The sequence below is a fragment of the Ruegeria sp. AM4 genome, from assembly GCF_056540665.1.
Map to the genome: position 1 here is coordinate 308548 of NZ_JBQFXD010000001.1, position 18231 is coordinate 326778.

Consider the following 18231-nt stretch of genomic DNA (forward strand, 5'->3'; position numbering starts at 1 on the left):
TGCCTTCTCTGTGATGTACTATGGTACATAAAGTGGCGCTGTGCCAAGTCCACTTCGGGCCGGAAAATGTCGCTTTCACCATTATTTTATTCGTTAACCAATCTCGGATCAGCGGCGGGTGCTGAAACTGTGAACAATAATGCATAAATCTTGTCCATCCGCCGGTGTTTGCATTGCCTCTTTCCGCTTTAGGTCTAAGGTGCTGTCAAGCAGCAAGCAGTCCGGGGGAGGGACATGGCCAGCAAGCTTATACTTTGTGACTGCGCGGGAACGCAGTCACTGGATGCCGAAGGTATTTCCCGGTCCTGCGACGCGACCTGTTCCAGGGTTCACACAGCGTTGTGCACGCAAGAGATTGAGGCCGCAGCGGAACTGATGCAGCAGGGTGATCAGGTGGTGATCGCTTGCGGGCAAGAACAAGCCATCTTTTTGGACCTGGCTGCGGAACTGGGCGTCGACCCGCCGGGTTTCGTCGATCTGCGCGATCGGGCCGGGTGGTCCGATCAAGGTGAGGATGCGATGCCCAAGATGGCGGCCCTGGCGGCCGAGGCGCTGTTGCCGCAGCCGGTGACATCCAGCGTCGATGTAGTCAGTGAAGGCACCTGTTGCATCATCGGCCCTGGTTCAGTTGCTTTTGAATTGGCGGAGCGTTTGTCAAACACGCTTGCCGTTACCGTGCTGGTTACGGATGAGGCCGAACCGCTTAGCCGGGCTTTCGACGTTGTTCGGGGAGACCTGCGCGATCTATCGGGTGCGCTGGGCGGGTTCGCGCTGCGGTTGGACAACGTGCAACAGCTTCTACCGGGCGGGCGTGGTGCGTTCACATGGACACCTCCACGTGACGGTGCAACCTCGCGCTGCGATATTGTGATTGACGTGACCGGCGCGGCGCCACTGGTTGCGGCGCCCGAAAAGCGCGAAGGGTATCTGCGCGCGGACCCGCGCGACGCGGTCGCAGTTGCACATTTGGCGTTTGAGGCCGCGCAATTGGTCGGCACTTTTGAAAAGCCGCTTTACGTGCGGCTGGATGAGACCCTTTGCGCCCATTCCAGAGCCGAGCAATTAGGGTGTTCCAACTGTCTGGATATCTGCCCGACCGGGGCCATCACGCCCGCAGGTGATCACGTCGCGATTGATCCGATGGTCTGCGCCGGATGCGGGTCCTGTGCGGCGCTTTGTCCGTCGACCGCAATTACATACGAAGATCCTCCGATCTCGGCGCTTCTGTCGCGGATGCATATTCTTGCGCGCACTTATCGACGGGCTGGGGGATCGGTACCACGTCTGTTGGTGCATGATGCCCACGGCGCGCAAATGATTCAACTGGCCGCCCGCTTTGGTCGTGGCCTGCCTTCGGATGTCATCCCGCTTGAGGTGAACACGATCTCGGGCTTTGGCCATGCTGAAATGTTGGCGGGGCTGGCGCATGGTTTTGCGCGTGTGGATGTGCTGCTGGCACCCACAACCGAGCGTGACGCTTTGGGTCGCGAGTTGATTCTGGCACAGGCCATCGGCGGTGAGGCGGGCCTGAGCCTGATTGACGAAGCTGACCCCGAAGCACTGTCCGAATTACTGTACGAACAGACTGCGCCCGCGCCCTTGGCCGATCCGGTATTGCCGCTGGGCAACCGACGTCAGATCGCCCGGTTGGCGGCGCAGGCATTGAATCCGAATGCGTCAGAACCGCTGCCCTTGCCCGAAAATGCACCCTACGGTGCGATCATGGTGAACACGGACAGTTGCACCTTGTGTCTTAGTTGCGTGTCACTGTGTCCCTCGGGTGCATTGATCGACAATCCGGACAAGCCGCAGCTGAACTTCCAGCAGGATGCCTGCCTGCAATGCGGATTGTGCCGCACGATCTGCCCTGAAGATGCCATTTCGCTGGTTCCGCAGTTCGACCTGTCGGACACCGCGTTGTCGCAGCAGGTTCTGAACGAAGAGGAACCCTTTGCCTGCGTCGAATGCGGTGCAGCATTTGGGGTCAAGTCTACGGTCGAGCGGATTATGGATAAACTGTCCGGCACCCATCCGATGTTTGCCACCTCGGATCAGGCGCGTCTGATCCAGATGTGCGACGACTGCCGCGTCAACGCGCAGTTTCAGAACCAGGACAACCCGTTTCAGGCTGCGCCCAAACCTCGGGTTGTTACCACCGACGACTATTTCTCAAAACGAAAGGATCACTGAAACTGCAGCGGCGCGCCAAGATCCGCCGCCTGCATCCCCGAGACGAAGGCAAGGATGGCCTCAAGGTCCTCAAGCGTCATCTCGACCGGGTGAATCGGCGACGGGCGGTCCACGGCAAAGGGCGGGGTCACATCCTCGACCTGTGTGAAAGCGGGGTGGGGGTTCAGGGCAAAAAAAGCCTCGAACCGTTCAGACCAGTCAGGCAGGGACCGCAGCACCGCGAAGGATGGCGTTGACCCCAAACCGTTCATGCGATTCTGAGGGCCGATCACGTGGCAGCGTCCACACAGCGAAAAGGACAACTCCTGTCCGCGCGCGGCGTCACCGTCTACGACCTGTTCGGTTTCAGTAATGGCAATTTCAATGCTGGCGCTGAACGGTTCACCTTGCGTCGGGGCAAAGCTTTCGACCGTTCGTTTGCCGATATCGGACAATAGCCAGTCACGAAACCGCGCCTGACGGGCGTCATCGCTGGTTTGAAGGTGATAAACCGTATCGCCGCGCTGAAACACCGGATCGCCAGAAGGGCCGGATGAAAGGACCATAACGCCGTTTTCGTCAGCCAAGACGCGTATCCCGGTCTTGAGAGAGAAGCGTGGAAGAATATGTTGCAAAAGACCCGAGTCTGATACTTCGTCCGGGGCCGCAAGACCTAACGCCTCTTGCGACCAAGAGGGGGTGGCAGAGAGCGTCAGGCTCAGGCACAAAAGGAAAACGCGCATGGCTCAGCCTAAAGGGCGACGGGCGAAGGCGTCAAATGACCAGAACGAGACGGAGATCACGCAATGAATATCAACCACATGGTTGGGCAGTACAAAGGGGCAAAGGCATGAGCGTTCGTGACGCCGTTCTGGCAAACCTGAAAAAAATCACTGACCCCGTAAGCGGTCAGGACATTGTCAGCGCCGGTGTGGTTCGCGCGTTGAACGTCGACGGCGACGCGGTGCGCTTTGTGCTCGAAATCGATCCCAAGATGGCCGAGCGGATGGAGCCGGTTCGCGCCGCCGCCGAACAGGCCGCGCAAATGGTTGATGGTGTTGCCAAAGTGTCCGCCATGTTGACCGCGCATTCCGACAAGGCGCCGCCGGATCTGAAGCCCAAGCCCAAACCGTCGCAGACCGGGCCGCAGGCTGTGCCGGGTGTTGATCGGATCATCGCCGTTGCCTCGGGCAAGGGTGGGGTTGGCAAATCCACCGTATCTGCCAATCTAGCCTGTGCTTTGGCGGCTGAAGGTCGGCGTGTGGGTTTGTTGGATGCCGATGTCTATGGGCCCTCACAACCCAGAATGCTGGGCGTTTCGGGTCGACCGGCCAGCCCGGATGGCAAAACGATCCTGCCGCTGCGAAATCACGGTGTCACCATGATGTCGATGGGTCTGATGACCAATGAAGGACAGGCGGTTGTCTGGCGTGGGCCCATGCTGATGGGCGCATTGCAACAGATGATGAGCCAGGTCCAGTGGGGCGCGCTGGATGTGTTGATCGTAGACCTGCCACCGGGGACCGGAGACGTGCAATTGACGCTCAGCCAGAAATTCAAGGTGGACGGGGCCATTGTCGTCTCAACCCCGCAGGACGTGGCGCTGATAGATGCGCGCAAGGGGATCGACATGTTCAATCAGCTCAAGACGCCCATCGTCGGGATGATTGAGAACATGTCCACGCATATCTGTTCGAACTGCGGGCATGAGGAACATATCTTTGGCCATGGCGGCGTCGCATCCGAGGCCGAGGCGCTGGGCGTACCCTTGCTGGGAGAGATTCCGCTGCATCTGGACATTCGCATGGCTGCCGATGGGGGTGCGCCCATTGTGGTCAGCAAACCCGACAGCGCGCAGGCCGAAGCCTTCCGCAAGGTTGCCCGCGACATGATCGCCAAGGGCCACGCATGAGCGAACCGGTCTTTCCCCCCTTGCTGACGGGTCACCCGGTGCAGGGTGGGGAGGACCCGTTCGAGCGCGCGCAGGCCATGGCCGCGCTGGGCTGCGATGCTGGTACGGTTGTCTACAACGTACAGGCGGATCGGCTGCGTGTTGCCATCGTTTTCGCGCCCGAAGTGCCGTTGCAGGACGCCATAGCGATGTTACCGCTCTGCGCGGTCGGGTTTCAGAATGCGCTGGGCGCGCTTGCTCCGCCCGAAGTGGCTGTGCATCTGGGATGGGATGGCTTGATCTGTGTAAACGGCGCCAAGTGCGGCCAGTTTCGGGCCGCTGCTTCGAACGGCGATCCGGACGACATGCCCGATTGGCTGGTGATTGGCTGGGAACTCGCCTTGCTGCAAACCAGCGACGCGCCCGGTGAAACTCCGGACGTCACAGCCCTGTATGATGAGGGCTGCGCCGATGTTTTGCCGACGCAGCTTGTGGAAAGCTGGTCGCGGCATATGCTGACATGGCTGAACCGGTGGCAGGACGAAGGCAACGCGCCTTTGCATGCCGAATGGATGGGGCTGCTGCGCGGCGTCGGCGAACCACTCGGCGATCAGGGTGTGTTCCTTGGCACGGATGAACGGTTCGGTATGCTGATCCGCGATGGTGCCGAAACGCATCTGCGCCCGTTGACGCACTTGTTGGAGACCGCCTGATGAAACTGGCCCGCGCTATTCATTTTGACGAAAGCGACATGAACGTCTTTCACTCTCCGGCCCGGACCGGAGAATGGTGCATTTCGGGCGGGTTCGAGTTCTCGAACTGGGGCGAGGCCGATCTGGAAGGCAAGGCGCGACAGGCCTTTGCCAATGGTTGGCTGGGGTTAGAGACATTTGGGCGCGTGACCTTTGTTGCTGTGACGCAGATAGAACCGGGCGAGGTTGAACAGATCGAACAGCATCTCGCCGAACATTTCGTGCGCCTGTATGGCGCACCATCGGTCGAGTCTGCCGTGGATGTGGCGCGTACCGAGATCGAGCACATGTCCGATATGTGCCAGGATCATCCGCCCAATACGCTGCTGACGGTTGCGCGTGAACTGACCGATGCTGGGGTGCACGAGGCGTTTCGCGTGATCACACCGCAGGAAACTCAGCTCGAGGCGCTGGCCGTTCACGGATCACTGGACGAGTGATCAGATCAGATCGGCAAAGCCGCCAAACTGCCCACGTTTGAAAATCAACCCCTGACCAGGCCGGTGCATCACGGTTTCGACGTGGCCGACCAGAATCAGATGATCGCCTGCGTCATGCACATCCGACAGGCGGCAGTCGAAGCGCGCCAAACAGTCTGACAGCCTCGGGCGACCGGCCTCATCGTTTTGCCAGTCGGCGTGCGAGAAATCGAACCCGTTTCGGGCAAAGGCCAGCGCCTGATCATGCTGGTCCTGTGCCATGACGTGGATGGCATAATGCTGACAAGTGCTGAACGCGTCAAAACGGTTGGAATCCTTGGCCAAACACCACAAGACCAACGGTGGATCCAGCGAGACAGAGGCAAATGAGTTCACCGTGATGGCGGCAGGCCCGTCGTCGGTATTGGTCGTCACCACCGTGACGCCGGTTCCGAAACATCCAAGCGCGTCACGGAATTCCAGACTTTGGTCAGGACCAGGGGTGAATGTGGTTTCCGTCATTGCGCGCTCGTCAATAGGTCTTGCATCAGGTGCCACGCGGCGCGCGGATTGTCTATGGAAAGCTGCGCCCGATCGGGAAATTCCCGTCAGTTCAGGTCTTCCAGCAACCGACCGTGTTTTCGGGTCTCGGTGATGATCGCGCCGAAGGTCGTCAGGCCGCGCGCGTTCAGCATCGGCAACATCCTGACCAGAACCTCGGCCGTGGCGACCGCATCGCCCAACGCTGTATGGCGCAACGCATCTGGAATGGTGATCTCAAGACGGTCACAAACCGCGTCCAGCGTGTGCGTTTCGCTGGCCCCGAACAGCACCGCAGACAGCAACACGGTGTCGAGGATCGGATGGTTCCATTCGACCTGCATTCTGGCCGCATGGCGGCGGAGAAAAGCCATGTCGAATGGTGCGTTATGCGCGACAATGACAGCGTCTCGGGCGAATTGGTGAAGCGTGCGACCGGCGATGATGATGTCCGGCGCGCCCTGAACCATGGCGTCACTGACCCTATGAACGCGGGTCGAGGCGGGCGGGATCGGAATTCCCGGATCGACCAGCGTATTCAATTGCTCACCGGTCACGATCCGACCTTTGACGACGCGGACCGCACCGATCTGAACAATCTCGTCCTTATGTGGCAGCAGGCCGGTGGTTTCGGTGTCGAAAACGACAAAACACAAATCGTTCAGGGCACGGTTCTCAAAGGCATCATCGACCGGCGTGTCGAGCAGGTCGAAATCGTAGACCAGCGGGCGGGCCTCATCAGGTTCGATCTGCGCCGCGCTGTCGTCGAAAATCAGCATATAGCCAGGCGCATTTCCCAACGGTTTCATTCGCGCGGAGAATGCCTGTTTACCTTCGGCGCTTGTGAGCGTGCAGGCGACCTCTTTTCCGGTCTTGTTCATCTTGGCGTAAGCATCCGTCAGACCGGTGCTTTCGAGATAATCGAACAGAGAGGCATTGAGGCGCGGATGCGCGATCTGTGCCAAAACCTCGGCGGCTTGCGCGTCGTAAAGGACGATCTGGTGTTTTGGTCCTGCTAGCAACATCGCAACGGGGATCTCGGTCAGCAATGCGGTCAACCGCTGTTTTTCGGCTGCTAGATGCGCGGTTTCCGCCGCCACGGCTTGGGCTGTGGTCATGGCTGTGTCGGCAACCTGATCGGCCAAACCGGCCGCGGCCGGGGCCAGATCGCCCAGATAGCGTGCCGCCTGAAGATCCAGATCGGTGCTGACGCCGGCGTGGGCCCGCGCGCGCAACTGCGCCGAAAGACGCTCGATCGGTTTGGCGACATTGTCATCGAACAAAAGCCAGACGCCGACAATCAGCGCAAGCAGGCCAAAGGCAATGAGTATTTCGGCAAAGACAAACGCCCCCTGAAGATCTGGGTCAGCCGTACGCTGATAACTGATCCAGAGCGCGACGGAACTGACCACAAGCCCACCAAGGGCAAGCAGGCAGAAAAACAGAAAAATCCTGATGCGCAGACTCAGGGTGTTCAACATGGTCAGACCCCACAGGTCGCCTCGATCAGCGGATCGTCACCCGTGACCTTGATCCAGCTTGCGTTCAGCAGGCGTCCGTCATCGCCGAACTCGGCCCCGTCCGCCAAGTTGGCGCGGCTGTTCTCGGCGCAGTTGACCGCGACCGGCACTTTGGACACGGGTGCCCAGCGGCCAAAGAAATACAGATCGACCAGCCGTTGGTCGGGAACCTCGCCATTGGTGCGAACCGAGACGGTGTCGATGGCGGCAAAACGATCCACGAACGGCACCGCATAAGTCCAGGGCCGATAGATGGCGCGGCTTTCAACCTCTTGCACGACCGAAAGTTCTTCGGGCAGCGTGTCGCGGGTGCGGTCATACCATGAGTATTCGCTGGCGATGGTCATCGCAATCATACCCGTCCCGGCGGCGACCGGCGCAGCCCAGCGGGGCAGGCGACCACCGGTCATCTTGTTCAGCACCATCACCACGCCCGCAAAGGCCATGCCCGCAAAAATCGTGCCGATCAATTCCAGAAACATCTTGTCTCTCCGTCGTTTGGGCGCGTTCGCCCGCTTAACTTACTTTCCGTGGGCCGGTCAGCCCAACATCCCTTTGCCGTGACCAACCGCCGACTGCATGGTTTTTACGACAACAAAAGCATCGCGCAGATGACTTCGCTCAAAATCCGACAATGAGGCAGGGGGCAGGTAATTGTCTGGCTCTTCTGCCGATTTCACCAGTTTGGCCTGATGGTTCAACCGCGTCTCGGCGATCAGGTCGTAGGCATCCATCAGGTCGCGCGCGCCCGAATGACTTAGAACCTCAGCGGTTTCCGCCGCTTTCAGACGGGCGCGGGTGTTGGCCTCGGTCAGTTGGCCTTGCAGGCTGTAGACTCTCGCAAGGTCGACCACCGGCACAACGCCATTGTGTTTAAGATCCAACGTGTTGCGATGCTCGCCCGAGCGGATGGTGGCGAAACCGCGCAACAGGCCCAAGGGCGGCGTGTGCTTCAGTGAATTCGAAATCATATGGGCCACGAAGATCGAGTTTGCATTGGCTTCAGACAGGGTTTCGGCCTGCAAATCCGCAAACAATTCGAACGCACCGCCGATCGGGCGCAGGTCGAACATGACAGACGCAAGCATCTGCGCCTCGGGGTTCGGTTTGCCGATCCAGCCGCGGAAGTACTCGCGCCAGACGCGCAGCGGCTGACACCAGCGCGGGTTCGTCGCCATCATGTCGCCGGGACAATAAAAGTACCCGCACACATCCAGCCCGTCCGAAACGAATTTCGCCAGATCTGCAAAATACGCCATGTCGCTATCGGTCGCGGCATCGTCCAGGATCAGACAGTTGTCCTGATCCGACACGCCTGTCTGTTCCTGTCGTCCTTGCGATCCGCAGGCGAGCCACAGATACGGCACCGGGGCAGGCCCGAGTTTGACCTCGGCCAGCGACAGTAAGCGGCGTGTGGCCGTATCCGCAATGTCGGTGATCAGGCGCGTGACGATCTCGTGCCGGTTGCCACCGGCCACAAGCTGCACAAGGAGTTGCGGTATTTCGGCAGTAACTTCAGCCATCTGTTCCGCCGTGCCGGCATGGGCGATGCGCCGGACCAATTCAGCCGAATTCACCGCCTGATAATGGGTCAGGTCCGTTTGAGTGACAACACCGACCAACCGACCACCCTCGGAAATCGGGATGTGGCCGATGCCACGCTCCATCATCACATGCAGCACGTCCGACCCGATGTCCGAGGGCGACAGCGTGATCGGATCAGGAGTCATGATGGCTGAAATGGGTGTGTCAGATGGCATGCTGTCAGCAACAAATTTGCCCGAGACATCACGCAAGGTCGCAATGCCCAGCAATGTGTCACCCTCGGTAACGCATAGCGATGAGATATGCTTGTCGCGCATCATCGTCGCCGCCTGTTGCACCGGCGTACCGGGCGGACAGGTTGCCGGGTCATGCGCCATCAGGACGTCTATGGAGCTGGTCGCAAGGCTTTGCGGACCACTGCGCTGACCACGCGTGCGGTTGAAGAATTTCGAGACAACCTCGTGATTGTCGATCAGGTCGCGCACCAATTCCGGTGGCAACACGATCAACACGGACGGCGTATGCGCGCGCGCCTTGGTGGCGGCTTTGCCGTCCTTCATCAGCCCGCGTTCACCAAAGGAATTTCGCAAGCCCAGATGCGACACGACCGAGCCGTTCTCGTCTGTAATTTCGACCTGTCCTTCGTAGATAACGAATACGCCGGGCAGGGTATGGCCCAACTCGTAGACGGGAAAGTCCTCGTCAACTTCCCAGACGTCGATCTGTTTTGCCAAATCGTCCAGCGTATCGGCAGGCAGGGCGTCATAGGGGTGAACGGATTTCAGAAACCGTGTGATCTGGTCGTGGGACAGGGGCATCAGCAGGCCTCGGGTGTCTGAAAGAAAAGCCCCGCCCGGTGGAGTGCCGGGCGGGTACAGTAAGTCGAAAGACGCGGCCCTTGAAGCTTAGCCAAGGCCCGCATCAGGCTCAATGATCCTGAGCTGCGCCCGCACCACGGGGAATGCGGATGCTTTCGACCATGTCCTTGATCTCCTGCGGGGTCTCTTTGGTCATGCCTGCAACAGTGTAGGCAACCGCAAAGTTGATCATTGCACCGATCGCGCCGAACGAGGTCGACTTGATCGGACCCAGCAACGGATCAGCATCGGTGAACGAGTTGGTGCCCGGAATGAACAGCCAGCCCTTGTGCAGGAAGATGTAGACCAGGGTTACGGTCAGACCAGCAAGCATACCTGCAACCGCGCCGGTGTTGTTGATGCGGGTCGAGAAGATCCCCATCATCAGCGCCGGGAAGATCGAGGCAGCCGCCAGACCAAAGGCCAAGGCAACCGTCTGTGCTGCAAAGCCCGGTGGGTTCAGACCCAGATAGGTTGCAACCAGAATGGCCACGGCCATTGCGATCCGCGCCGCAAGCAGTTCTCCTTTTTCCGAGATTTGCGGATTGATCGCACCTTTGATCAGGTCGTGGGATACCGCTGACGAGATCGCCAGCAGCAGGCCCGCAGCGGTTGACAGAGCAGCCGCAAGACCACCAGCCGCGACCAGACCGATCACCCAACCCGGCAGGTTGGCAATCTCGGGGTTGGCCAGAACCAGGATGTCACGGTTGAACTTGGTCAGCTCGTTCCCGACCCAGCCTTTTTCTTCCGCGATTGCGGTCATCGATTCAGACTTGTCATTGTAGTACTGAATCTTGCCGTCACCGTTCTTGTCTTCCCAATCCAGCAGGCCGGTTTTCTGCCATGTGGCCATCCAGTCATAGCGCGGATCGTTGTCGATTTCCTCGACAGACACAGCACCACCTTCGATGCCGCCATTGGGCCACATCATTTCGCTGATGTTCAGACGTGCCATGGCACCAACAGCCGGGGCGGTCAGGTACAGCAGCGCGATGAAGACCAGCGCCCAACCAGCGGACCAACGGGCGTCAGACACTTTGGGCACGGTGAAGAAGCGCATGATGACGTGGGGCAGACCGGCGGTACCGATCATCAGCGACAGCGTGAACAGCACCATGTTCAGCGTGTTCGAGTGGTGGGCGGTGTATTCGTTAAAGCCCAACTCGGTCACGATGGCGTCCAGCTTGGTCAGCAGAGGCTCACCGCTTGCGGTATCCCCAAACAGACCCAGCGCCGGAACAGGTGTGCCGGTCAGCTGCAACGAGATGAAGATCGCCGGGATGGTATAGGCGGTGATCAGCACGCAGTACTGAGCGACCTGAGTGTAGGTCACGCCTTTCATCCCGCCAAACACCGCGTAGGCAAACACAACGCCCGCGCCGATCAGCAGACCAGCAGTGTTGGACACTTCGAGGAAGCGGCCAAAGGCCACGCCAACGCCGGTCATCTGACCGATCACGTAGGTCACCGACGCAACGATCAGGCAGATAACCGCCACGATACGTGCGGTCTGGCTGTAGAAGCGGTCGCCGATGAATTCCGAGACGGTATATTTGCCGAACTTACGCAGATAGGGCGCCAGCAGCAGCGCCAGCAGCACATAGCCACCGGTCCAACCCATCAGGAAGGTCGAGTTGTCATAGCCGGTAAAGGCAATGAGGCCCGCCATCGAGATGAACGAAGCCGCAGACATCCAGTCCGCCGCTGTCGCCATGCCGTTGGTGACCGGGTGAATGCCGCGACCAGCGGCGTAGAATTCCGATGTGGAACCCGCACGGGCCCAGATCGCGATGCCGATGTAAAGCGCAAAGGACGCGCCCACAAACAGCAGGTTGATGGTAAACTGGTCCATGGCTCGCTTACTCCTCGTCCACGCCGTATTCAGCGTCCAGCTTGTTCATGCGCCAGGCGTAGTTGAAGATCAGCACCAGAAAGACCAGGATCGATCCTTGCTGAGCGAACCAAAAGCCCAGATCGGTACCGCCAACGGCGATGCCCGACAGCAGCGGACGCAGCAGAATGCCGAATCCAAACGACACCAGCGCCCAGATCGCGAGGCTGATGTAGATGAGGCGCAGGTTGGCCTGCCAATAGCCCTTGTCGGCTTCGGCAGTCTGCGCGGAGTTTGTAGATTGATCCGCCATCGCGGTTCCTCCTTCGCTTCCCTCATGGGCGGCCCGTGCCCAACTCCTCCAGTGCCGCAGGCCGCTTCTCGATTGTGCCGGACGCCAGGTTGGCGTCAGGCAAAACTCCACCGGTCCGCCAAGGCGGGTCCTTTGAAGTATTCCTGTGCTGGATCAAAGCCCCGTTCGTCCTTACGGGGGCTTATCTCCTCCCCTTAACTCATCGCGTCGCCTACAACCTGTTCCAGATCGCGGGCGATGTCGTCGATCTTGCCCATGGCGTCGACATGTTTCAGCACGTCATGGCCGTCGTAATAGTCAATCAGCGGTGCGGTCTGGGCATGATACGCCTTGAGCCGCGAGGCCACTGTTTCTGCATTGTCATCCGCGCGCCGTTTGAATTCCGTGCTGCCGCATTTGTCGCAGACACCCTTGACTGCCGGTGTCTTGAAGCTGTCGTGGTACCCCTCACCACATCCGGCGCAGGTGTACCGGCCCGAGATGCGGGTGACCATTTCGGCATCCTCGACCCCGAGGCTGATTGCGGCGCTGACCTTCTGCCCGGTTGCGGCCAGAAGCCCATCCAGAGCCTCGGCCTGAACTGTTGTGCGCGGGAAACCGTCCAGAATGACGCCTTTGGCACAGTCCGGTTCGGCCATACGATCGCGCAGGATGGCGATGACGATCCCGTCGCTGACCAGATCGCCGGCCTCCATCACCGCCTTGGCGGCAAGACCGGCCTCGGTGCCTGCGGCGACGGCATCGCGCAGCAGATCGCCGGTGCTGAGTTGTACAAGCCCGAACTTTTCTTCGAGCATGCGAGCCTGGGTACCCTTCCCGGCGCCCGGAGGGCCGAGAAGGATCAGAACGGCGGGGGTGGTGGTCGTGGCAGCGTCCATCACGTCCTCACTTGTTCGCACGGTTCTGGATCAGGTCATCGACCACCGATGGATCTGCCAGTGTCGACGTATCCCCGAGCGACCCAAAGTCGTTCTCGGCGATCTTGCGCAGAATGCGGCGCATGATCTTGCCGGACCGGGTCTTGGGCAGGCCGGGGGCCCACTGGATGACATCCGGGCTGGCAATCGGGCCAATCTCGGTGCGGACCCAGGTGCGCAGCTCTTTCAGCAGCTCATCCGAGGGCTCACGATCATTCATCAACGTGACATAGCAATAAATGCCTTGTCCTTTGATTTCATGAGGATAACCAACCACGGCGGCCTCAGCCACGGCGGCGTGGGCGACCAGTGCGCTTTCCACTTCGGCCGTGCCCATCCGGTGGCCGGAAACGTTGATCACGTCATCGACGCGGCCAGTGATCCAATAGTCGCCATCTTCGTCCCGACGGCAACCGTCACCGGTGAAGTAATACCCTTTGTAGTCCGAGAAATAAGTCTTCTCGAACCGTTCGTGATCGCCCCAGATTGTGCGCATCTGACCGGGCCAGCTGTCCTTGATACACAGAACACCTTCGACACCATTGCCTTCGATCTCTACTCCGGACTGCGGGTCCAGAACGACCGGTTCGATGCCGAAATAGGGCTTCATTGCTGCGCCGGGCTTCATCGCATGAGCGCCGGGCAGGGGGGTCATCAGGTGACCGCCGGTTTCGGTCTGCCACCAGGTGTCGACGATGGGGCAATTCCCCTTGCCGACAACCTCGTTGTACCAGTTCCACGCTTCGGGATTGATCGGTTCGCCGACGGTGCCCAGCACCTTGAGGTCGCTCAGATCATGCTTTTCGACCCATTCACTGCCCTGACCCATCAGCGCGCGGATCGCGGTGGGGGCGGTGTAGAACTGATTGACCTTGTGCTTGGCGCAAACCTCCCAGAAACGGCCCGCATCCGGGAAGGTCGGGACACCTTCGAACATCAACGTCGTCGCGCCGTTGGCAAGCGGTCCATAGACGATATAGCTGTGGCCGGTCACCCAACCGACATCGGCTGTGCACCAGTAGACGTCGCCTTCGTGGTAATCAAAGGTGATCTCTTGCGTCAGTGCTGCATACACCAGGTAGCCACCCGTGGTGTGAACAACGCCTTTGGGCTGACCGGTCGAGCCCGAGGTGTACAGAATGAACAGCGGGTCTTCGGCATTCATCTCTGCCGGAGCGCAGTAGTCATCCGCTTCCAGCGCCATCTCGTTGTAGTCGTAATCGCGCCCGTCGATCCAAGTGGTCTGACCGCCGGTGCGTTTGACCACCAGACACTTTACAGTGTCCTTGCAGTGCAGCAGCGCCGCGTCTGCGTTTGATTTGAGCGGCGTTTTACGGCCTCCACGCGGGGCCTCGTCCGCAGTGATGATGACCTTTGCGTCGCAGCCGTTGACACGGGCTGCCAGTGCGTCCGGTGAGAACCCGGCAAAGACAATCGAATGGATCGCGCCGATGCGGGCGCAAGCCAGCATGGCATAGGCCGCTTCGGGGATCATCGGAAGGTAGATAACGACCCGGTCACCCTTGCGAACACCCATCGATTCCAGAATGTTGGCCATCCGGCAGGTGCGGCGATGCAGCTCAGCATACGAGATGTGCTGGGCCGGGTCCTGCGGATCGTCCGGTTCCCAGATGATCGCTGTCTGATCACCACGCTTTTCCAGATGCCGGTCGAGACAGTTGGCCGATACGTTCAGCGTCCCGTCCGCGTACCAGTTGATTTTGACGGAGCCGAAATCATAGTTGACGTCTTTGACCTGGCTATAGGGCTTGATCCAATCAATGCGCTTTCCATGTTCGCCCCAAAATGCATCGGGATCACTGACCGAAGCCGCATACATCTCTGTATATTTGTCGGCATTGACATGCGTCCGCGCGACGGTTTCTGCGGATGGCGGATATGTCTTGGCATCTGCCTGGGCAGCGGTGGTCATTTTTGAGGCTCCTCCCTCTGGACTGAAATCATGTGGATCAATACTGCCTCACGAAAAGGCTGAATTGAACCGTCTCCTCCCGGGTTTGAATAATACGGCGATCAGAAAATAAATAAATAAAATGCCGTAATCCTTGAATTTGTTTGTAAAGAAATTTCTGTGCGAGCGCGGATTTTGTAAACAAATTGAACATCACGCGGTCAGCGCCCATAAAAATATGGAGATTTGGTGTAAAGAAAACGGGTTTGCATTCGTGCGGTCCTCGGCTCTCGTTCAGCCGGAGACATGGCCGATCCGCTCTACCGGCTGTCGGGGCAGGGGTTGGCAGGTCCCTAACGACGCGCTAGCTTCGTTTTCAAGCGCTCCGGGAAAGGGGCGCAGATAAGGGAGAGATCACAATGAACAAGATGTTGAGCGGCGCGGCCGTTGCCGCCCTGAGCTTGGCGTTTGTCAGCGAGGCCGCAGCGACGGAATGGAATGCCTCGGTCTGGGGCAAGCGTCGCGCCTTTACCGAACATGTCGAAAAGCTGGCTGAGCTGGTCAGCGAAAAGACCGGCGGCGAATTCACCATCAATGTCAGCTATGGCGGCCTGTCCAAACCGCGCGAAAATCTGGACGGGATTGAGATAGAAGCCTTTGAAATGGCACAGTTTTGCGCCGGTTATCACCGCGACAAGAACCGCGCGATCACGGTTCTGGAGCTGCCGTTTCTGGGTGTGAACACCCTGGAAGAAGAAGTGGCCGTCAGCCACGCGGTCTACGATCATCCCGCGGTCAAGGACGAGATGGCACAGTGGAACGCGCGGATCATCATGACCTCACCCATGCCGCAGTATAACCTTGTCGGCACCGGCGACCCGCGCGACCAATTGGCTGATTTCGATGGCATGCGTGTCCGCGCAACCGGTGGTCTGGGACAGGCGTTCGAGGCGGTGGGCGGTGTCCCAACCTCGGTGCCCGCAACCGAAGCCTATAACGCCATGGAATCCGGTGTCGTGGACACGGTCGCCTTTGCACAACACGCCCATTTGTCCTTTGGCACCATCAACGAGGCCGATTGGTGGACCGCCAACCTGAACCCCGGCACCGTCAACTGCCCGGTGGTGGTGAATATCAGCGCCTACGACGCGCTGTCCCCAGAACATCGCGAGGCTCTGGACAGCTCGATCGACGAGGCCATTGCGCATTACCTTGCGAATTACGGAGGCCTGCTTGAAAAATGGGACGGTGTTCTTGAGGAAAAAGGCGTTCAGAAGATCAATATCGACGACGCCGTGCTCGACGAATTCCGCGCCAAGGCCGCTGACCCGATCCGCGAAAAGTGGATTGCGGATATGTCGGCACAGGGTCTGCCGGCGCAAGAGCTCTATGATCTGGTTCAGGCCACCCTGCAACAGCAGCGCGGCGGCAACTGATCGACCTTGCCGGGTGCTTAACAGCGCCCGGCAGCTTTGAAGACAGGGGTTCACCGGAATGGCAGGACAGGCCACGGTGTTGGAAGACGGCAGCCTGATCAGCCGTCTGGACCAGCAATTGTTGCGACTCGAGCGGGCAATGGCCCTGCTCAGCGGGCTGGCGGTATTCGGCCTGATGGTGCTGGCCGTGATCTCGGTCAGCGGACGAAATGCGATGAACGCTCCATTACCCGGTTACGTCGACTGGATCGAGCAGGCCATGCCGCTGATCGCCTTCCTTGGCATCTCATATGTGCAGCGGGATGGCGGGCATATTCGTATGGATATCGTGATCTCGCGCCTTCGCGGTCGGGCGCTCTGGCTGTTCGAAACGATCTCGGTCGTGCTGATCCTGCTGCTGATGCTGGCGCTGGTCTGGGGCAGCTGGTCCCACTTCGACCGATCGTTTGATTTCAGCGCACCGCTTTGGAGTCGCGACAGCTCGATCGACATCGGCATCCCGCTTTGGCCCGCCAAGCTATTGGCTCCGGTGGCGTTTTCCGTGCTGTGTCTGCGGCTGGTGCTACAGGTCTGGGGCTATGGCAAAGCATTTGTTCTGGGGCTGGATCACCCCGTTGCCGTGCCGCTGATTCAGGACGCCGCCGCGCAGGCCGCTGCCGAAGCAGACCAGTTCGAAAGGCGATCGTAGCGCATGGATACGATAGAAATCGGACTTTGGGTCACGGGCGGTCTGCTGGTTCTAGTGGTCACGGGCATGCGTGTCGCCTTTGCCGCGGGATTGGCGGGGTTGATCGGGTTGATCTGGATTTTCTGGGCCAAGTTTGGCTACGACCCGGATCGGTTTGGCAAGGCCGTGACCGTTGCGGTCAAGACGGCGGGGCAGGTGCCCCATTCCAAGGTCGCCGCGCACACGCTCAGCCTGATCCCGACCTTTATCCTGATCGGTTACCTCGCCTATTACGCGGGCCTCACGCGCGCTTTGTTCGAGGCTGCCAAACGCTGGATCGCCTGGGTTCCGGGCGGGTTGGCGGTATCGACCATCTTCGCCACTGCGGGATTTGCCGCCGTGTCGGGCGCATCGGTCGCGACCTCGGCCGTCTTCGCCCGGATTGCGATCCCCGAGATGCTGAGCGTGGGGTACAACAAACAATTCGCAGCCGGGGTCGTGGCGGCAGGGGGAACGCTGGCCTCGCTTATTCCACCATCGGCAATTCTTGTGATCTACGCGATCATCGTCGAGCAGGATGTGGGCAAACTGCTGCTGGCGGGCTTTATCCCGGGCGCGTTCTCGGCAGTGATCTATGGGCTGCTGATTGTCGGCATTGCCGTGGTCTTCAAAACCGTAGGCCCGCCGGTGACCGGGTTCTCGTGGAAGCAGCGCTTTGCGGCCTTGCCCGGAGCGCTGCCGATCGTGGCGGTGATCCTGATCATCATCTGTTTCGTCTACAACCCGTTCGGAGACAAAGCCTGGGGCACACCGACCGAGGGCGGCGCTATCGGGGCGTTCATCGTTTTCTGCTTTGCCCTGATCAACGGCATGCGCTGGCCCGAGCTGAAGTCGGCACTGCTGGAAACGGCAAAACTGACCGCGATGATTTTTGCGATCATCTGGGGCGTTCTGATCTACGTCCGCTTTCTGGGGTTCGCCGATCTGCCGGGGGTATTTTCGGACTGGATCACATCGCTTGAAATGTCACCGATGCTGATCCTGATCTGCATTCTGTTGGCCTATGCGGTGCTGGGCATGTTCATGGATGCAATCGGCATGCTGCTTTTGACCCTGCCCGTGGTCTATCCCGCCGTCATGGCGTTGAACGGGGGTGAGAGCGTAAGTGCGGCCGAAAGTGCTTTTGGCATGTCGGGTACAATGTGCGCCATCTGGTTTGGGATACTGGTGGTGAAAATGGCCGAGTTCTGCCTGATCACCCCACCTATCGGCCTGAACTGTTTTGTCGTTGCCGGGGTTCGCCCGGATCTAAGCGTGCAGGACGTTTTCAAGGGCGTCACGCCATTCTTCATTGCCGACGCGCTGACGATTGCGTTGCTTGTGGCCTTCCCCGGTATCGTATTGTACCTGCCGTCTTTGGCGGGGTAACGGGTGGGGAAGTTGCCGGGGGGCAACGCCC

16 protein-coding genes are annotated in these 18231 nt (G+C 59.6%); 7 read left to right on the top strand and 9 right to left on the bottom strand.

Annotated features, from left to right (window positions below):
• The first annotated feature begins 234 nt into the window (after positions 1-234).
• Complete coding sequence (locus ACR0JA_RS01535; protein ID WP_480568987.1) at positions 235-2190, top strand: 4Fe-4S binding protein; 1956 nt, start codon at positions 235-237, stop codon at positions 2188-2190.
• Here the strand turns inward: ACR0JA_RS01535 and ACR0JA_RS01540 are convergent.
• On the bottom strand, positions 2184-2912 hold the full coding sequence (locus ACR0JA_RS01540) for a hypothetical protein (RefSeq protein ID WP_480568990.1): 729 nt from the start codon (positions 2910-2912) through the stop codon (positions 2184-2186). The two genes, ACR0JA_RS01535 and ACR0JA_RS01540, sit on opposite strands and share 7 nt — an antisense overlap.
• Positions 2913-3019: 107 nt before the next feature.
• Here ACR0JA_RS01540 and ACR0JA_RS01545 point away from each other — a divergent pair, with 107 nt between their 5' ends.
• The 3 genes from ACR0JA_RS01545 to ACR0JA_RS01555 are packed head-to-tail and all read left to right on the top strand — an operon-like array spanning position 3020 to position 5252.
• The gene (locus ACR0JA_RS01545) at positions 3020-4081 is read left to right on the top strand and encodes an Mrp/NBP35 family ATP-binding protein (RefSeq protein ID WP_480568993.1); all 1062 of its coding nucleotides are present in this window, start codon (positions 3020-3022) and stop codon (positions 4079-4081) included.
• Positions 4078-4773, top strand: a complete 696-nt coding sequence (locus ACR0JA_RS01550) for a biotin/lipoate--protein ligase family protein (RefSeq protein WP_480568996.1) — start codon at positions 4078-4080, stop codon at positions 4771-4773. The genes ACR0JA_RS01545 and ACR0JA_RS01550 overlap by 4 nt, the downstream gene beginning before the upstream one ends.
• Complete coding sequence (locus ACR0JA_RS01555; RefSeq protein WP_480568999.1) at positions 4773-5252, top strand: DUF6505 family protein; 480 nt, start codon at positions 4773-4775, stop codon at positions 5250-5252. Before ACR0JA_RS01550 ends, ACR0JA_RS01555 begins: the two co-directional genes overlap by 1 nt.
• On the opposite strand, the gene ACR0JA_RS01560 is transcribed toward ACR0JA_RS01555, so the two are convergent.
• The 8 genes from ACR0JA_RS01560 to acs all read right to left on the bottom strand — a co-directional run bounded on the left by ACR0JA_RS01560 (position 5253) and on the right by acs (position 14690).
• On the bottom strand, positions 5253-5753 hold the full coding sequence (locus ACR0JA_RS01560; RefSeq protein ID WP_480569002.1) for a flavin reductase family protein: 501 nt from the start codon (positions 5751-5753) through the stop codon (positions 5253-5255). It abuts the gene before it with no gap.
• A gap of 86 nt (positions 5754-5839) precedes the next feature.
• Positions 5840-7252: a 3'-5' exonuclease gene (locus ACR0JA_RS01565; RefSeq protein WP_480569005.1), complete on the bottom strand. Its 1413-nt coding sequence runs from the start codon at positions 7250-7252 to the stop codon at positions 5840-5842.
• A 2-nt stretch (positions 7253-7254) separates the two neighbouring features.
• Positions 7255-7773, bottom strand: coding sequence for a hypothetical protein (locus tag ACR0JA_RS01570; RefSeq protein WP_480569008.1), 519 nt, complete (start codon positions 7771-7773; stop codon positions 7255-7257).
• A gap of 57 nt (positions 7774-7830) precedes the next feature.
• Complete coding sequence (locus ACR0JA_RS01575; RefSeq protein WP_480569011.1) at positions 7831-9654, bottom strand: DUF294 nucleotidyltransferase-like domain-containing protein; 1824 nt, start codon at positions 9652-9654, stop codon at positions 7831-7833.
• 109 nt (positions 9655-9763) lie between these two features.
• Positions 9764-11548: a sodium:solute symporter family protein gene (locus ACR0JA_RS01580; protein WP_480569014.1), complete on the bottom strand. Its 1785-nt coding sequence runs from the start codon at positions 11546-11548 to the stop codon at positions 9764-9766.
• Positions 11549-11555: 7 nt separating this feature from the next.
• Positions 11556-11840, bottom strand: a complete 285-nt coding sequence (locus ACR0JA_RS01585; protein WP_480569017.1) for a DUF4212 domain-containing protein — start codon at positions 11838-11840, stop codon at positions 11556-11558.
• Between the two features lie 194 nt (positions 11841-12034).
• Positions 12035-12718 (bottom strand): adenylate kinase, encoded by a 684-nt coding sequence (locus ACR0JA_RS01590; RefSeq protein WP_480569020.1) that lies wholly within the window; start codon positions 12716-12718, stop codon positions 12035-12037.
• Between the two features lie 7 nt (positions 12719-12725).
• Entirely contained in the window at positions 12726-14690 is a 1965-nt protein-coding gene (gene acs / locus ACR0JA_RS01595) for an acetate--CoA ligase (protein WP_480569023.1), read from the bottom strand.
• A gap of 398 nt (positions 14691-15088) precedes the next feature.
• On the opposite strand from acs, the gene ACR0JA_RS01600 reads away from it, so the two are divergent.
• The 3 genes from ACR0JA_RS01600 to ACR0JA_RS01610 are packed head-to-tail and all read left to right on the top strand — an operon-like array spanning position 15089 to position 18200.
• Entirely contained in the window at positions 15089-16105 is a 1017-nt protein-coding gene (locus ACR0JA_RS01600) for a C4-dicarboxylate TRAP transporter substrate-binding protein (RefSeq protein WP_480569026.1), read from the top strand.
• Positions 16106-16163: 58 nt separating this feature from the next.
• Positions 16164-16793: a TRAP transporter small permease subunit gene (locus ACR0JA_RS01605; protein ID WP_480569029.1), complete on the top strand. Its 630-nt coding sequence runs from the start codon at positions 16164-16166 to the stop codon at positions 16791-16793.
• 3 nt (positions 16794-16796) lie between these two features.
• Positions 16797-18200: a TRAP transporter large permease gene (locus ACR0JA_RS01610; protein ID WP_480569031.1), complete on the top strand. Its 1404-nt coding sequence runs from the start codon at positions 16797-16799 to the stop codon at positions 18198-18200.
• The last annotated feature ends 31 nt before the right edge of the window (positions 18201-18231 follow it).